Origin of the sequence: Spiroplasma platyhelix PALS-1, from assembly GCF_021496725.1 — a bacterium.
GTDB lineage: Bacteria > Bacillota_I > Bacilli_A > Mycoplasmatales > VBWQ01 > Spiroplasma_D > Spiroplasma_D platyhelix.
Window position 1 is genome coordinate 533,276 of record NZ_CP051215.1, and the last position, 17,851, is coordinate 551,126.

A 17,851-nucleotide genomic window follows, 5' to 3' on the forward strand; every position below is an offset into this window, starting at 1 on the left:
CGGTATATGCATTTAAAAAATTATAGATCAATACAAAATTCTGAATTTCTTTTTAGTAGTATAAATTTTCTAATAGGAGATAATAATACTGGAAAAACTTCTATATTAAAATTTATTGAAAGTCTTTATAAAAATGAAACTCTTAATTTTAATAAGACATATTTAGCAGACTATTCTATTAATGAATTAAAATTAAATAAAACAAAACCCATTCAAGTTTTATATGCAGGTTGACAACAAACAAATAAAGAAAATACTAAGAAAGAACTTATATTTGAATATCTTGAAATAAATAAAATTAATAATTCTAAAGATGATGTTGAACCAATAATAACAAAAATTGTGACTCTAAACCCAAAATTAGAAATTTGCGTTTTTAATTTAAAATATAATAAATTTAAAAATTCTAGAAGAAAATTTCTTTCTGAGATTGAATCATATACTACTAAAAATATTTTTGAAGATATAACTGAGTTTAAAGAAAATTTAAATTTATGTGATAAATTAAATAAGCATATAAATAATAAAGTTAATATAATAGAAAAATTTGAAACACTTACTTTCACTGAAGAATATATAACCTCATTATCTGAAAAAATGTTCCAAATTCAAAAAGAATATGCAACATTAGCAAAAGATGTTGATCACTCTTCTAATGACAAAGAAAAAGAAATGAAAACAGAAAAAAATCTTGAAAATTTTTGATTAAAAAATGATAAAATATTATTAGAATATAACTTTTTTTCAAGATCAGCAAGTTTTTTAGATATTAGTTTACTTTATTCTTATTTTTTAAGATATATATCTAAAGATAAAAATGAAATAAATAATCATCAATTTTATAGAATGCGTGGTAATACAAGATTTTTTGAGTATCCTTATGAAACAAAATATGTAAATCCTATACGAAAATTATTTAAAAAATTTTATTCTGGTAATGAAAAAATTTCAGATGAAAGTTCTTTTGAAATATTTGAAAAAAATACAGCTTTATCTAAAGAAATAAATAATTTTTTCAAAGAATCTAAAATGCTTGATGAAATTACTATAGAAGATAATGAAATTATTGGTACAAGAATCATTGTTCCTAAATATAAAAAAAATAAAAAAGAAATGAATCTTTATATATCAGGTACTGGAGTTTCTCAAGTTTTACCAATATTAATCAATATTTTTCAAAGAAAAACAGATAAAATTTTTATAGAACAACCTGAAATACATTTGCATCCTAGAGCTCAATCTTCTTTAGGAACATTGTTTTTTAAATTTTTTTCTAATGCATTAGAAAAAAATTTAAATGAATCAAGATTTTTAAAACAAGGTTTTATAGAAACCCATTCTATGTTTTTAATAAATAATTTTAGATATAATATTTTTGCAAATTCAAAAAAAATAAAACAATATGAATCACCTGTAATTTGATTTTTTGAAAATTTAAATGATAAAACTAAAATTTATAATATTTTAATAAATGAATCTGGAAAATATGTTGGTAAGTCAAATAAAATTAATGATTTCTTTATTGAAGAATCTATAAAAATTTTAAAGATTAAATAATAGAATAATAATGAAAAATACTGAAGTAACAAATTTAATATTTGACACAAATATTTTGATACAATATTTAGAAAAAACAAAAAATCCAGTAATATCACAAAAATTAAATGATTTTTTACAATTTGGAGGTTTACATTATACAATTATTTTTGGTGGTAAAACTATGATTAAAGAGCTTACTTGTAATAAACAAAATACAAGTTTACTAGATCTATTGCTTTATTCCACAAGTAATGCTACTTCACCCAAAATAGATATCAAAGATGATGAAAAAATGAACTTAGAAATTGATATATTTGCCAAAAAAGAAAAGCTAAATAAACGCGGAACAGATGCAGGAATTATATTTATTTCGTATAAATGTTGTGTAAAAATTCTATTTACTGACGACAAAAAACTCAAAAATAAAATTGTATCAAATCGTTTTTCTTATTTAAATCAAAACTGACTCCCAATTATTCATAATTCTAATGACATTTTAAACAAAATTAAAACTAATGACATTCTATTTTAAAAATGTTATAATTTAAAGAAAGTAAAAGGAGTTTTACTTATGAATTCAAATATTTATATTATTAATGAAAAAAATGATATTGAAATAATTCCAGAAAAAGAAAAAGATTTTTTACAACTATTAAAATATTAATTAAATTAAAAAAATGCTTATTAGACTTAATGAGCATTTTTATTTAGCTATTTTTTCAATCTCAATAAAACTAATATTTGACTTCTCCACTTTATTAATGTAAGATTAGAGAGTTGTTTTTTAATTTACAATTTTCTTTACTTTGAAAAGAAATGATTAAGTTTGTAAATGAAAAAGTTTTACAAATAAAAATTATTCTACGACCGTTTTAAAGAAAATTGATCTTAAATTAAATCCGTTAAGAACTAAAAATTTCAATTAGATAATGATTTTTTTTCATATGCTAAATTTTCTTTAAATTAAAAATTTATTTTATTAAAGAAAAAAGGAGAACATATGAATTTTAATGAACTAAACCTAAAAAAAGAACTAAACTTAGCTATTGCTAATTTAGGACACACTACACCAACTCCAATCCAAAACCTTTCTATTCCTGTAATTTTACAAAATAGAGATATCTTTGGTAAGAGTCACACAGGAACAGGAAAAACTGCTGCTTTTGTGCTACCAATTTTAAATATGTTAGATACTAACGTATTTAAAAACCAAACTTTAATTGTTTGTCCAACTAGAGACCTATCAATTCAAATCTATCAAGAAATTAAAAAATATGCGATGTATTTAAAAAATGTAAGAATCGCTTTATTAGTTGGTGGATCTAGTATGAGTAGACAACTAAGTGATTTAAGAAGTAGCAACATTGTTGTTGGAACACCAGGAAGAATTGTTGATCACATCAATCGTAGAACTTTAAAACTAGGATTTTTAAAAACTATTGTTTTAGATGAAGCTGATGAAATGCTAAAAATGGGATTCAAAGAAAAGATTGATGAAATCTTTAGCGCTGCACCAGATAATACCCAAACAGTATTATTCTCTGCAACTATCTCTAAACCTATTTTAAAGATTACTGCTGACTATCAAACTAATCCTGTAGCAATTAACCTTAATAACGAGTTACAAACTCAAGAGGATAAAAATATCAAACAATTTTATTTTGATACTAAAAATAACCACAAAGAAAAAGCTTTAATCGCTTTATACAAAGAATTAAACCCAAAATTAAGTATCATCTTTTCAAATACTAAAGCCTACACTAACAAGTTACAAGACTTATTAAAGCAAAATGGCATTGATTCTGTAACTATCACTGGTGACAAGCGACAAAGAGAACGTGAACTAGCAATGAAACAATTTAAATCTGGTAAGGTTAATGTTTTAATTGCTACTGACTTAGTAGCTCGTGGAATCCACGTTGATGGGATTGATTACATTTTCAACTTTGATATTCCAAGAGAAAAAGAATACTATACTCACCGTATTGGTAGAACAGCAAGAGCTGGAGCTACTGGTACTGCAATCACTTTGGTTAGAAATAAAAATGATTATTTTGAACTTAAAAATATTGAAAAGTTACAAGATCAACCAATCAATAAATTAGAAATTGAATCAAATTTATTAGATTTTAAAGAATACAAAGAAAATAGAGACACTAGAGAACCTAGAGGCAATCGAGAATATAGAAGCAACAGCGAATATAGAGGCAATAGAGATTCTAGAAGTAACAGCGAATATCGTGGTAACAGAGAACCTAGAAGCAATAGTGAATATAGAGGCAATAGAGATTCTAGAGACACTAGAAACAATAAAGACTCTAGAGAACCTAGAAAATTTAAAGACTTTAAAAAATTTAAAAACAATAATTCAAGAAACTATAGCAAAAGATATAATTAATTAATTAAAAATAATTAATAACATCAAAGCACCTTATTTACATAAATATTATGATATATTTATTGATAAGGTGCTTTTTAATATGAACAATGAAGTGTTACAAAAAATTTTAGCTAAAAAAGAAATAACTATAACTGACAAAATAATTTTTAGAACTATTTTTGATGTTTTAAGTGCACTTTTTACTGATGAAAACCATATATCATCATTAAAATCTGGTTACAAAATAAATGATCAACAACAAATTTGATTTCCAAACATTACCCCCGATCATCAAAAAGAATTAAATATCAAAAAAGGCTACGCAAATTATATGTCAAAAAATTGAGATTATATTTATCAATTTGATGGTACTAAAGATATTGAAAAAAGAAAAAAATTAGGTAAAAAGCTTATTGAAGATAAAATTCAATTAATTACTTTTGCAAAACTAAATGAAAAAGCAAAAGGAATAGGCTACCACTTTGTTGGAGTCTTTGCTTTTAATGGTTATCTAGAAGATGACTGCAAAACTATGATTTATAAAAAAATTAGCGATAGTTTCTATTTGTTCTAAACTTTTAATAAAAGATATAAGAATTAAAATTCTTATGATAAGATACTTTGGAATCATAATAAGAGGGGGTTATATATTATGAAATCACTTTTAGTTTCTTTAGCAACAATTACTTTAGGACTTACTTCAGCTATACCATTAATGACAATCAATGTTAGTCAAAATAGTAATTCTATAATCAAAGAATCAAATGAACTCACAATGTATTTAAAAAATTATGATAAAGATTCTGTTAGATCTTTCTATGAACCAGAAAGACCTAACGCATCTTTTCATTATCTTGATATTACTAAAAGAATTACAAATACAAATATTAAAAATGCTAATATATCTTTAAATAAAATTAATTTTGATAATCGTCAAACTGAAATTCACACAAAATATTTTGATTCTCTAAGCAAAGATAGTGTTGTTTTTGAATCTTCAACTCTAGCAGATCCAAGTTACTGAGATGATAAAGCATTTTATGAACATACAACTAATCTTTATTCTGATACTCTTTGAGAAGGTGTAACTAGATATACTGGTGAACTAGCAGTAGGTCTAACAAAAAATCCTAACACTGGCAAAATCTTTTTTGTCTGAGGTGTTTACGGTCATGTTACTTTAGGAAGTAATCAAGCAGTAGTTAGTGCAGTAGCTAAATCAGTTGTGATTAAATACTAAATTATTAATTAAAAATTTGCTTATTTTGTAAAATTTGTTTACAATAAATAAGCATTTTTATTTATTTAAAGTAGGAGAATTTATTATGCAAAGCAAGAAAAAAAGAATTGTTGTCGGACTTAGCGGTGGAGTTGACTCTGCTATTAGCGCTTATCTTTTAAAAGAACAAGGCCATGAAGTTGTTGGTCTTTTTATGCGTAATTGAGACTCACTACTAAACAATGAATTAAATAATCCAACAGACTATATTTGTCCGCAAGAGCAAGACTATGCTGATGCGCAAAAAGTTGCTCAAGAACTTGGAATTGAACTATATCGTAAAGATTTTGTGAAAGAGTATTGAGATTATGTTTTCAAACATTTCATCGATGAATTTAAAGCTAGTCGTACTCCTAATCCTGACATCTTTTGTAACAAATATATAAAGTTCTCTGCTTTCTTAGATTACGCCTTAAAAGAACTAAATGCTGACTACATTGCTATGGGTCACTATGCTCAAGTAAGATTTGATGAAAGTACAAAAGAGTATCAACTACTAAAAGGTAGTGATGTTAATAAAGATCAAAGTTACTTTCTATCACAATTAAATCAAGATCAATTAAAATACACTATCTTTCCAATTGGTCAACTAACAAAGCCTGAAGTAAGAGATATTGCAAAAAAACTTAATCTTGCTGTTGCAACTAAAAAAGACTCAACAGGAATTTGTTTCATTGGTGAAAGAAACTTTAAAGACTTCCTAACTAACTATATCCCTGCTAAACCAGGTAAGACTGTTGACATCAAAACTAAAGAAGTTATTGGTGATCATTATGGAGTCTACTACTACACAATCGGGCAAAGAAAAGGCCTAAACCTTTCAGGATTTAAAAACCCTTACTTTGTTGTTGATAAGGATGTTGCAGCTAACATCTTGTATGTTGCTAACGAAAATGAAAATGGCTGACTAATGCACAATAATTGTGAAGTCAACCAAATTAATTGAATTGCAAAAGATAAGCCAACAAATCTTAATTGCTTTGCTAAGTTTAGATACCGTCAACCTGACATCCCAGTTCGAATCACATTTGTTTCAGATGATGAAATTAAGGTTGAAACTTTAAAATCAGTTAGAGCAATCACTCTTGGTCAAGAAGCAGTCTTCTATCTAAATGATGTTTGCTTAGGTTCAGGAACAATCACTAAAGTATACTAAAAAAAATAAGTTTAAGAATTCTTAAACTTATTTTTTAAATTTCCATAATTATATTTTATTTTCTTCATACTCAGAATCATGATCTTCATATTCATATTCAATATTTTTAAATTTATAATTTAATAATGCTGTTTCAACTTCGTTCTTATCTGACTTAGTGTTAAATCATCTTACCAGAGCCATAATTAATTGAACAAATCAATATAAAAAATATAAACTTGCTAAAAAAGCAACAATATAACAAATATACAAAAAAACTACCATTTAATTTTCTCCTTCTATATATTTTGGATTATAATCAATAATTAAAACTTAATCAATGAGTACTAAAAAAAATAAGCTTAAGAATTCTTAAGCTTATTTTTTATTTAATTCTATATTTTATCAGTAAAATGATTCTACCAATGTTAGTGTATATGCAGTACTAAATTGTGTGCCACCAAAGTTAACTTTAACTGTTAGACTATCCCCATTAGCAAAATTATCACCTTTAACATTTACTGCTGTGATTGTTACTTTTAAATCACCTTGATTTACAAACTTAGCAAGAGATTGAAGTTCTTTAACAACTGCAGCATCAGCTTTTAAAGTATTTGTAATTTCACCAATTTGAACACTGTCTTTTTTTTCTCCAACTTTAAATTTATCAAGTGGAGCTTTTGTTGTATCAAAGTCTGCTAATGTCATTTTATCTGCTGCAGGCAGAGCGCTAGCAATAACACCTTTAGTACTATCACCTTTTAAATTAAGAGTATATGCACTACCAAGATTTGCTACTGAAGCATCTTTTCATTGAACAGCTACAGTTCCTTCTTTAATAGCAAAATCATCTTTAATTTTTTCTAAAGTTGGTTTAATTTCACCAACACTTAGTTTAATTTTTGCTGCATCTGCTGCAACAAATTTATCATCTTTTGCTTCTAATTTTAAAATTGCTGTTAAAAAAGTTTTTGATTCTTCACTTAATGCTTTTCCATCAGCAGCTAACAATTTACTTGCATCAATTCCTGCTAATTTAGCAGTATTTCATTCAGCATTTTTGATTGTTGCTTCTATTAAAGAAGCACCTTCTGCATTATAAAGTCCTAAATCCGCTAAAACTTTAGTATCCATTTTAGCTTCAGGTGTTGGGCTATCATTTGGTCCACAAGCTACTGTACTTACTCCAGCAACAGTTACAAAACTTAACGCAGTTAAAGCACTAAGTAATTTTTTCATATTTTTCATATAAAATTTCCTCCTAATTTCTAATTTTGTTCACATTAATTTATTATATAGAATTATTAAAAAATTTAAAGTTAGTTTTTCTAATAACTTGCTTAAATTTAAAAAAATAAAAAACGTTCCTAAATTTAGGAACGTTTGTACAACTATTATTGATAGATTTTAATCAATCTAAATATAATCACAAAATTCATCTAATGATATACGAATTTGAGGATAAAGTTTAGCTCTTATTTGTTCATTGCTGTAACCAACAGCCATTGAAATATGAACTGCTTCTTTTTCTTTATTGATGTAACCTTTTTTATCTAATAAATCATTTAATTTATCAAATGCAAAACCTTGCATAATCACAGATTCAATGTCTAATGAAGCTGCTTGTAAACTCATATAAGACATAGCAATATATGCTTGATTACTAGAATAAGTAGCAGCATCAATCGTACTTAAATAATCAACATAAGCATCAGTTCTATCTGCTAAATCTGCTTCGTTTAGCCCTCATCTTTGTAGTCTAGTGCTAACAAATTCTCTACTTTTAAAAGTATCTTCTTTTAGAGAAACAAAAAGTATTAAAGTATCTGCTGTTTTGATTTTATTTCAATTTAATTGATTAAAAGCATCTTCAGTAATTTCTTTTTTAATTTCATTATCTCTAATAACTAAAACTCTTGTTGGTTCAGATCCAAGTCCACTTGGTGCCAATCTACCAGCATTTAAAATTGTTGTTAAATCTTTAGTGTCTATTTTTTTATTTGTATCAAATTCTTGCATTGAACGGCGAAACTTAATCGCATTTTCTACTGTTTTCATATTTATCTCCTTTAGTATCTATTTATCAATAGATACTAATTGTAAATCTTTTGCAAATAAATGTCTACTTGTCTTCTTTTTCTTTTCATTCACCTTCAGAAGCAAGAAGTTCTTTCCTTACTTGCCTAGCAAAGTCATAATTTTTATTATTCTTGTCACCATTAATCAGAACATTACGTTCTAAATAGTTTTCAATCTCACTTTGAAGATTCTTAGCAACAAATGGTCAGTCATCTTGTAAGAAAAATTCTTGATCATATTTTGCTTGTGTCTTGTTAACTAAACGCACTCTTAATTTTGGTTGATAGTAGACACGATATCAAACAATAGCAAAGATAAGAATTCCAACAAGATATAAAATTTGTATAACATTTGAAACAAGAGCAGTAACTCCCGCTGAATTCGTTGCAACATCACTTGAATTGATATTGTCAACTGCTGTTATGAAACCGTTTACTAAGTTCACAAATCACATAATTAATTGTCAAACTAGAAACACCAAAGCAACCATTCAAATTAAAAATTCAAATTTATTATGACGTAATTTCTTTTCTCATGAAAGTTTTAAAGCAACTGTCATGACACAAATATAAATCACAATCATAATTAGTGACACTTCACCAGTCATCGTACTAAAATCAATTACTGTGCTTGGTGTAGAAAGACCCTTAGCACCATCAGTAATAGCTTGCACCAAATCTGGAATAATCAATCAGATAAAACTAAAAACTAATGAGATAACAAGATTTAATTTTGCTGCACGATAAGGCATCTTATCTTTATTTAATTGCGTAAATTTTGGAGAAATATAACCTTCAATTGCTAAAGGTTCTAAAATTGCGCCACCATATAAAGCATTTTGAATTTGTGAGTTTGCTTTCAATGAGATAGTACAAATTAGCATAATTAAAGCACCAATAATTCCTAATCATTCAGCATTCAACTTCAGACCTAAAAGTGTAAAGATTTGTAAATTAGGATTGTCACTAAAGTAAGTTGACATTGCTCCAATCATAAAAACAGTAACTAATACATAAAATAAAGTTGCTAAACTCATCACAATCACAATTGATCGACTAATATTTTTTTGCGGATTCTTGACATTCTTACCAATCGTTGAATAAGTTTCAAACCCTAAGAAAAAGAAAAAGCAAGAAGTAAACGCTTTTGAAAAAGAACTAGCAGTCAAAGTTTGACTATCAATAATTTTTTCATAATTACTTGTCCCTGACATAATAAATAAAGCAATTACAGCAATAATTAATAAAAATGTTGTAACTCATTTAATGTAACCTGAAATATTGACAAATCTTTTAAATGCTTTCATTCCTAAAAATAAAATTCCTGAAATCAAAACATAAGCTACAATTCCAATTAAATCCAACCCAAAATTAGTTCAGACTCCTCAATGAGCTTGTAAGAAATCACCATTGGTAAAATTAATTCTAATCATTGACACAATTTGTGCTGTGATGATTACTGGTAATGTTGAATATTGAATAAAAGCAATCATTCATCCTCAGAATCGTCCATAAGTACTTCTAGTATAAATGTAAGCAGCCCCATTACTTCCTGGATGAACTCGTGAGAGTTTAGCAAAAGCTCAGGCACAAGTACCAGCAATTAAACCTTCAATTAAAAAGATTCAAATCATATGTGTTCCTAAATTAGCACCAACTTCACTATATAGTAAGGTTGCAAAAACAGCAGTAAAACTAACACCAACTGTATAGTTAAAACCAAACCATACTAATTCTGGTAAGGACAACTTCTCAGAAGATTTAGTACCTGTTTTTTTAAAAAAATTCCAATTAATTTTTTTAAACACAAAATTTCTCCTTTCATAATTTTAATTACTCATAATTCTACATTAAAGAAAAGAAATTATATATCTAATTTTAATAAAAAATATATAATTATTTGGTTTTTTCTTTAATACAACTTTTATTACTTAAAAACATAGTGTATCATAATTACTTATAAATCTGAATTGATACAGAGAAAATACAATAGAGAAAGGGAAAAAATAATGGGTTTTCATTCTAAAAAAGGAAAAAAATTTAAATTATTTCCATTTAAGATGCCAACTGCAATCACGATTCTATTCTCAATTATTTTATTAATTATTTTAGTTTCTTGAATTCCTGGCACAACTGAAAAAATCACTAACCCTGATGGAAGTATTGAAGGTGGGCCTTTAGGTTTATTAGATTTATTTAATGCTCCTATTCAAGGCTTTGCTGCTAATGCTGAAGTAATCATCTTTGTTCTAGTAATTGGTGGCTATCTTGGGATTGTTATGAAATCAAAAGCTTTAGATGCAGGAATCGGTCGTTTAGTCAAACGATTAAATGGAAAAGAAATTTGAATTATTCCTAGCATTATGATCATTCTTTCAATTGGAGGAACAGTTGAAGGAATGTGTGAAGAAACAATTCCTTATTATTTAGTTATCATTCCAGCACTTTTAGCAGCAGGATTCGATGTTGTTACTGGTGTTTTAGTAATCCTATTAGGAGCAGGAGTTGGAGTTATGTTCTCTACTCTAAATCCTTTTGCCATTGGTACAGCAAGTGCTATTAGTGGTGTCAACGCTGGCGATGGCATCATTTGAAGATTAGTTTGCTGATTCCTTGGAACAGCAGGAACAATTGGCTTTGTGACATGATATGCTTTAAAAGTAAAGCGTAATCCAGAAAAATCAGTTGTCTACCACTTACAAGGTGAACATCACGATGAATTCTTAAATACTGAAGAACTACCAGAGTTCACTAAAAAAAGAAAAATTATCCTAGCTTTATTTGGTACAACATTCTTAGTCATGATTCTATGTATCATCCCATGAGATAAATTAATTTATGGTGATGAAGGTGGAATCTTTGAACAATTCAATCAATGACTAAGAGTTCACTTCCCTTACATCACTGGTCGAATCCCTGCCTTTGGGAATTGATCAATCATTACACTAGCATTCTTTTTCTTCTTTGTTTCTTTCATCACAGCCTTAATTGATTGAAAAGGTGAAGCAAACTACATCAAAGATTTTGTTAGCGGTTCATCAGAACTACTTGGGGTTGCAGTTGTAATCGCAGTTGCATCTGGGATTGGTTGAACTTTAAAAGAATCTCATATGCAAAATGTTGTTCTGAATGGCTTAAAAGGTGCAATTGAAGGAACTCCAAAAACAGCTTTAATTGTTATTGGCTTCTTTATGTTCTTAATCTTAGCATTCTTTATCCCCTCAACATCAGGTCTAGCAGCAGCAGCTTTTCCAATTATTTCTAGTTTAGTTGCCGAAGTTGGTCTACAAACAGGAATGATCACAGCATTTGCGATGGCAAGTGGCTGAATTAATCTCTTTGCTCCAAGTGCCGGAATTATGATGGCAGGCTTAGCAATTGCTAAAGTCCCACTAACAAGTTTCTATAAAGCAATATGGCCTTATGCCATTGCTAGTGCAGTCTTCTGCGTAACAATGTTAGTTGTTGGTTCACTACTACCTGGAAGTATTTTTTAAATTACTTACTAAATATCTGAGTTAAAATAAGTAAATAATTATAATTACTCTATATGTAATAAAAAACTAACAAAAAAATCTTCTCATTAGATATCATTATAATTTTGGGTAAGATATAATTATTTATATAGAAGGGAACCGAGCATCATGAAAAAAGAAAAAATAGAAACACAAAACAAATTGTTTTCTATAACAAGTTATCTAATTCAAGAACATAAAATCACTGAGCCAGTTAAACTTCAAAAAATACTATATTTTCTATATTTAGAATATTTAAAAGAAACTAATGAAAAACTTTTTGATGATGAATTTGAAGCTTGAGTTTATGGTCCTGTATTAAGAAGTGTGTATAATCATTTAAAATATGTAGGATTAAATTTTAATGAATACGAAAGTTTTGATTCTGCAAAAGACAAATATACTTTAACTAAAAACACTCCTTTAAAAGATAAAAAAATCTCTGATTTTATCGACAAAAAAATTAAAAAATACAAAAATAAAAATACTTTTGATTTAGTTGATGAAGCCCACAAAACTCAACCTTGAATTAAGGCTAGAAAGGGCTTAGCAAATAGTCAAATATCAACTGAAATAATAAAATTTAAAGATATAGAAATTTTTGTTAAGACATGAAAGCCTTAATTGATTTTAGTTTATTTCAATATAAATGTATAAAATCTAACAAAGGCAGTGAAATTTTTACTTATAAAACTGATGAAAATTCAGTTAAAAAAATTAATCAAGAACTTTTTGATTTCTTAAAACAAATTAGTGAAACTAATACTATCTTGAAAACTTTATTTAATAAAAAAAATGACCATGAAGTTAAGTCATTAGAAAAAAGAAATCTTATCATCGACATATTTAAAGATTTTGGTTATAAAGACGAATTTATTGATCAAAAAATTGGTAATGCTTCTATCTATCAAACAAAAACTAAAAGCGAAAGAAGATTATTTTTTATTCTTGAAAATAAAGAAATAACCAAGAAAGAAAAAATAATAATTATAAAACCATTATTTTTAGATATAAATCATGTAATTTATAATAATCCTCGTTTTCAAAAAATTTTTAATACTTGTTTAATTTGTTGAAAAACTAAATGTACTAATGAAAAAGTAGCAGACTAATCTGCTACTTTTTTTCTTTGCGATTCAACTTGTTTGATATCTGCTAGCAAACTACTACTGTCTATTCGATGACTTAAATAACTTTCTGTTTGCGGTAGATGTAAATCCATATTAGTTAAATAAGAAATCTCAACATTCAGATGCTTAGCTTGAAAATTAAACACATGACCTCCAACTTTACGATCACTACTAATAAAATGCGCATGAAACCCATCAACTATGATATTGTTCGCAAACTTTGGTGTTCAAAAAACAACTATATCTCCAGAGATATTTGCTAAAGTTAATTCTTTCTGCTCTTTAGCTGCTTCTTTTAATACAACAAATGGTTCTGTTTGTTTAGTTAGCGTTCTAGTACTAATTTCTTTAAAATCACCACTTATTTTAATGGCATAAAAAATATTTAGCGAAGGAAACTTTGCTACTAATTCTTTTTCTAATTCTTGAAAAGAAATATCATTAAATTCTAATTTCAAATCGCTAACAAAATTAGTTAAACTAGCAAATGGTGTAGTCATTTCTTTAGTCACAAGCTTAACTTCTCCAGTTGCTAACATTTGATAAGCTTGACCATCAAGAACAATTAATTCGCCATCAGCAGCATGAAAAGTTCCTAAACCAAAATTACCATGTTGCAATAGTTCTGCAAAAGTAATTGAACCATAAAAATCAGCTGCCATTAAAGCAGAAAATAATGAATGTTGATAGAAACTATGACCATTAATTTTCATTACGCACCTCTAATATTTTATTTTGTCATTTGTTTTGTTAAATTAGCAGATCAATTGTTTACAAAAACATTAAAATTATTATAGTCAATTGTTGCTATTGTTTGAGAACCAACTTTCTTTTGTGGTTCCTTTTTAAGTTTTTTTGTTGCTTTATAGTAACTTCATAATAATAGGAATGATGCATAAGCAATAACAGGAACACTAATTCATTGAAATATTGCTTTAATATCATTTGTGCTCACTCCTAATCCTTTGCCTAAACCAACAAAAATTAAGCTAAATGAAGCAATAACTCCAACTATTCCCCCTAAAGTCATACAGAAACTTGTTTTTGGTAAATAATTATTGTCACGAGAATAACGATAACCATTAACATGCATTGTAAGACCCGCACTAACAGTCATAATTGGAAAAACTACTAAAAAGTCAATTCCTAATAAAGAAATAATTGCCATCGCTGGCGCATATAATCCGACACCAAAACTCATAAAAATTCCTAAAACAACAAAAGCTAAACAACCAATAATAAACTTTCATCAAATATGAAAAACACCTTTTAATGTTCCCGAAGGTAAAACTGCTATCCCTTTAACTGTCATTAACATAATAACTGCTGTGCATGCTAAAACAATACCCATAATAAGTTGTACTACTCTAGTGTTTACTTTGTTTACAATCATTGAACCAATAAATGATCCAATAACAGCTGCAACAACAAAAGGAATTAATGTTGTCATTTCTACTTGAACAGCACCAATAAACAAACAACCAGTAAATAAATTACTAATTGCCATTCCAGTATTTAAAGTTCCTGGCAAATTTTTATCATCTTTAATAGATTTAGTTACTTTTAATAAATTTGTATTTGTTGCAAAAGAACCAATTCCTAAAACATCACAAAAATTTGCAATAAAACCAATTGGAAAAATCTTTGCAGCATTATTATAGCGATCTAACATCATTTTTTTAGTTGAATTCTTACAAATAAAAAATAAGAAAATTAAATCAACAACAATAATAAACATTGATATTGAAAATCCAATCACTGAATTTCTATCTGAAAAATTAACTGGAGCAACTAATAAATAATTTAATAGTAGTCCAATTATCATAAAAGTTGGAATTAAGAGCAAAGCAATAATAGTAAAAGCTTTAGGAGTGATTTGATAAAACTTCTTTTTTCCTTCTTTTACTGCTTTGTTGTTTAATTCCAAACTTTGATCATACTTAACTTTAAATTTTGCTAAGTCAGTATTTAAATCATTATTTAAATTATTTAAATCTTGCTTAAATATCTTTTTTGCTTCTTTGCTATATTCAAGATACTGTTCTTTAGTAATTTTTTGATCTTTTTTATCTTCATGCAACTTTTTCATAAAATGACTTTTTTCTTTGTTAAATTTCTCAATTATTGAAAAATCATTTTTAACTTGCATCTCAATAGTTTCTAATTCACCATCAATTTTTTGAAAGTTATCTTTCATACTCATCACTCTCCTAACTAGGATATTTATTCGTTATAAGTATACTTTAAAAAAAGAAAAAAATATATGACAAATTATTTACTATTATAGCTTACTTCTGCTCATCATTTTGATACTCTTGAGTTTGATCTAAACTTAAGGTTGCTGAATCAGCTTGATTTTTATTTCTTAAATCTCATAAACAAATCTTATCAGCACTAATGATACTTTCTGCTACTGCCTTACCTGCTCCTTCACTTGTTCGTGAAACTGGAATTTTAGTAGCTTCTAGTAGGTGTCACTTCTCTTTACCAGTTAGCAAGTTAACTCTATCATTATCATTTGCTTTAAAACTAGCAACTAAAGTCACACCTTTTTTCTTTGGTTGTTTTAAAAGTCTTTGTCCCTTAGTTGTTCTAACAGTTTGTTCTAAACTACTAAAGTTAATTCGTTTAACATGTCCTGCTGATGTGACAACAGCATAAATGTCACTGCTATTTCCTGTTGCTGCACCAACTACTTTATCTTCAAATCCTAATTTTGAAGATTTAATTCCTTTTGCACCAAGCCCTAAAATATTAACATTACTTTCTAAATATTTTAAAGTAAAGCCATCTTTAGTACTCAAAACAATTCATTCCTTACCATTAGTAAAACTAGCACTAACTAATTTATCACCAAGAGCTAAAGACATACATCTAATTGTCCGATTAAAACGAGTTGTTGCTAACTCTTTTAAACTAACTCTTTTAATTAATCCTAATTGCGTAACTAAAACTACATAAATATCATCATGCTCAAAATTATTCACTACTGCACTAGCAATAACTTTTTCTGAAGACTCTAACTTAACTATTGTATTGATATGTGTGCCAACATCTTTTCATTTATTTTCTTCTAACTTGTGACCAGGAATAATAATGTAATTTCCTTTGCTAGTTAGCAATAATAAATTATCTAAATTGTTGATCATACCTTGACTAACAATAATATCTGTTGGCTTTCTACCAAATTCTTTATAATCTTCTGTCCCTTGAGCTAATATCTTACGATTAATTGTTTTAATTCAACCATCATAGCTAACTGTGACAAATAATTCTGAATGCTTTAAAGTAGCTTTTTCATCAATCACAATTTCTGCAATCTCACCGCTAATAACTGATTTTCGCTTCGCAGGGTAAATTGCTTTTAATTTTGTAAAATGTTCAATTAGATTTTGATTTAAAGTTTTTCTATCATGTAGAATTTTTTTCAATTTAATAATTTCTTTTTTAATTGCTTCTTTTTCACTAACTAAAGCATCCACATCAGCAGCACTCAAACGATACAAACGTAAACTAACAATTGCTTCCGACTGACGATTTGTTAAATCAAATTTTGCAACTAAATTAGCTTGCGCTTCACTTTTATTTTTTGAATGACGAATTAATTTCACGACTTGATCAATATCTTTTAAAGCAATAACTAACCCTTCAATAATTTCTAATCTTTGCGTTAGTTGCTTTAATTCATATTTACTTTTTCTTGTGATAACTTCAACTTGATGACCAATATAAAAATCTAACAACTTTACTAGTGACAACACTTGTGGCTTATGGTTAGCAATCGCAACTAAGTTTAAATTGTAATATACTTGTAAGTTAGTATTTTTAAATAAGTAATTTAAAATCTCATCAGCATTGCCATCACTAGTTAAATCAATGACAATTCTTAAACCTTCACGATCAGTTTCATCTCTTACTTCTTTAATCCCATGAATTTTATTTAAAACACGAACATCATCAATTTTCTTAACTAAATCATGCTTTAAAACTTCAAATGGAATCTCATCAATAATAATTCTTTGTTCTTTTTTAGCTTTTTCTTTGATTTCAACTGTTGTTTTAGAACGAATTGCAATTCTTCCCTTACCAGTACGATAAGCTGATTTAATGCCTGAAATTCCTTGAATGATTCCTCCAGTTGGAAAATCTGGTCCTTTAAACCCATTTTTCATAATTTCAGATAGTGTTGACTCAGGATTGTTGATACGAAAAATAATTGCATCTAACACTTCATGTAAGTTATGCGGTGGCATATTAGTTGCCATACCAACAGCAATTCCTGTTGCTCCGTTAACTAATAAATTAGGAAAGTATGAAGGCAGAACAACTGGTTCTTTTTCAGATGAATCAAAGTTTGGAATAAAATCAACCACATCTTTTTTTAAATCTTGTAACAAAAGATGTGCTGTTGCACTTAATCGCAACTCAGTGTAACGCATCGCTGCTGGACTATCTCCATCAATTGAACCTTTATTTCCTTGCATGTCTACTAAAGGTAGATAAGACTTTCATGGTTGTGCCATTCTGACAACAGCTCCATAAACTGGGGCATCACCATGAGGATGATACTTCCCAATTACCTCTCCAACAACACGAGCAGACTTCTTATACGGCTTATCAAAAGTCAAATCTAAATCATGCATTGCATACAATACTCGTCTTTGAACTGGCTTCAACCCATCTCGAACATCAGGTAAGGCACGATCTAAAATGATATATTTTGAATAACGACTAAAAAGATTTCCTAGTAAATAAGAAATTGAATAAACTAATAATTGTTCATCATCATGATTAG

General features: G+C 27.6%; 16 protein-coding genes. 9 read left to right on the forward strand and 7 right to left on the reverse strand.

All coding sequences use genetic code 4. The annotated features are described in order from the left end of the window. Positions 1-6 precede the first annotated feature (6 nt). The 6 genes from SPLAT_RS02555 to mnmA all read left to right on the forward strand — a co-directional run bounded on the left by SPLAT_RS02555 (position 7) and on the right by mnmA (position 6,354). On the forward strand, positions 7-1,557 hold the full coding sequence (locus SPLAT_RS02555) for an AAA family ATPase (RefSeq protein WP_168104843.1): 1,551 nt from the start codon (positions 7-9) through the stop codon (positions 1,555-1,557). Positions 1,558-1,567: 10 nt separating this feature from the next. After that, positions 1,568-2,071, forward strand: coding sequence for a hypothetical protein (locus tag SPLAT_RS02560; RefSeq protein ID WP_168104844.1), 504 nt, complete (start codon positions 1,568-1,570; stop codon positions 2,069-2,071). 468 nt (positions 2,072-2,539) lie between these two features. Beyond that, positions 2,540-3,937, forward strand: a complete 1,398-nt coding sequence (locus SPLAT_RS02565) for a DEAD/DEAH box helicase (RefSeq protein WP_168104845.1) — start codon at positions 2,540-2,542, stop codon at positions 3,935-3,937. 82 nt (positions 3,938-4,019) lie between these two features. Next, positions 4,020-4,493, forward strand: coding sequence for a hypothetical protein (locus SPLAT_RS02570; RefSeq protein WP_168104846.1), 474 nt, complete (start codon positions 4,020-4,022; stop codon positions 4,491-4,493). Positions 4,494-4,571: 78 nt separating this feature from the next. Further along, positions 4,572-5,159 (forward strand): hypothetical protein, encoded by a 588-nt coding sequence (locus SPLAT_RS02575; RefSeq protein WP_168104847.1) that lies wholly within the window; start codon positions 4,572-4,574, stop codon positions 5,157-5,159. 85 nt (positions 5,160-5,244) lie between these two features. After that, entirely contained in the window at positions 5,245-6,354 is a 1,110-nt protein-coding gene (gene mnmA, locus SPLAT_RS02580) for a tRNA 2-thiouridine(34) synthase MnmA (RefSeq protein WP_168104848.1), read from the forward strand. Positions 6,355-6,402: 48 nt separating this feature from the next. Here mnmA and SPLAT_RS02585 read toward each other — a convergent pair whose 3' ends face one another. From SPLAT_RS02585 to SPLAT_RS02600, 4 genes are all read right to left on the reverse strand, one after another. Further along, positions 6,403-6,618 carry a hypothetical protein gene (locus SPLAT_RS02585; RefSeq protein ID WP_168104849.1) on the reverse strand — a complete coding sequence of 72 codons (216 nt, stop codon included), beginning with the start codon at positions 6,616-6,618 and terminating at the stop codon, positions 6,403-6,405. A gap of 117 nt (positions 6,619-6,735) precedes the next feature. Continuing rightward, on the reverse strand, positions 6,736-7,581 hold the full coding sequence (locus SPLAT_RS02590; RefSeq protein ID WP_168104850.1) for a hypothetical protein: 846 nt from the start codon (positions 7,579-7,581) through the stop codon (positions 6,736-6,738). A gap of 168 nt (positions 7,582-7,749) precedes the next feature. Then, a complete protein-coding gene (locus SPLAT_RS02595; protein WP_168104851.1) occupies positions 7,750-8,391 on the reverse strand; it encodes a nitroreductase family protein in 642 nt (213 codons plus the stop codon). Between the two features lie 64 nt (positions 8,392-8,455). After that, positions 8,456-10,219, reverse strand: a complete 1,764-nt coding sequence (locus SPLAT_RS02600) for an APC family permease (protein WP_168104852.1) — start codon at positions 10,217-10,219, stop codon at positions 8,456-8,458. 201 nt (positions 10,220-10,420) lie between these two features. Here SPLAT_RS02600 and SPLAT_RS02605 point away from each other — a divergent pair, with 201 nt between their 5' ends. From SPLAT_RS02605 to SPLAT_RS02615, 3 genes are all read left to right on the forward strand, one after another. Then, on the forward strand, positions 10,421-11,908 hold the full coding sequence (locus SPLAT_RS02605) for a YfcC family protein (RefSeq protein WP_168104853.1): 1,488 nt from the start codon (positions 10,421-10,423) through the stop codon (positions 11,906-11,908). A 147-nt stretch (positions 11,909-12,055) separates the two neighbouring features. Next, entirely contained in the window at positions 12,056-12,550 is a 495-nt protein-coding gene (locus SPLAT_RS02610) for a Panacea domain-containing protein (RefSeq protein ID WP_168104854.1), read from the forward strand. Further along, positions 12,538-13,038 (forward strand): hypothetical protein, encoded by a 501-nt coding sequence (locus SPLAT_RS02615; protein WP_168104855.1) that lies wholly within the window; start codon positions 12,538-12,540, stop codon positions 13,036-13,038. Before SPLAT_RS02610 ends, SPLAT_RS02615 begins: the two co-directional genes overlap by 13 nt. Here the strand turns inward: SPLAT_RS02615 and budA are convergent. From budA to parC, 3 genes are all read right to left on the reverse strand, one after another. After that, positions 13,035-13,769, reverse strand: a complete 735-nt coding sequence (gene budA / locus SPLAT_RS02620) for an acetolactate decarboxylase (RefSeq protein WP_168104856.1) — start codon at positions 13,767-13,769, stop codon at positions 13,035-13,037. The two genes, SPLAT_RS02615 and budA, sit on opposite strands and share 4 nt — an antisense overlap. Positions 13,770-13,786: 17 nt before the next feature. After that, entirely contained in the window at positions 13,787-15,253 is a 1,467-nt protein-coding gene (locus SPLAT_RS02625) for a sulfite exporter TauE/SafE family protein (RefSeq protein WP_168104857.1), read from the reverse strand. A 91-nt stretch (positions 15,254-15,344) separates the two neighbouring features. Then, a complete protein-coding gene (gene parC / locus SPLAT_RS02630) occupies positions 15,345-17,831 on the reverse strand; it encodes a DNA topoisomerase IV subunit A (protein WP_456242939.1) in 2,487 nt (828 codons plus the stop codon). Positions 17,832-17,851 lie beyond the last annotated feature (20 nt).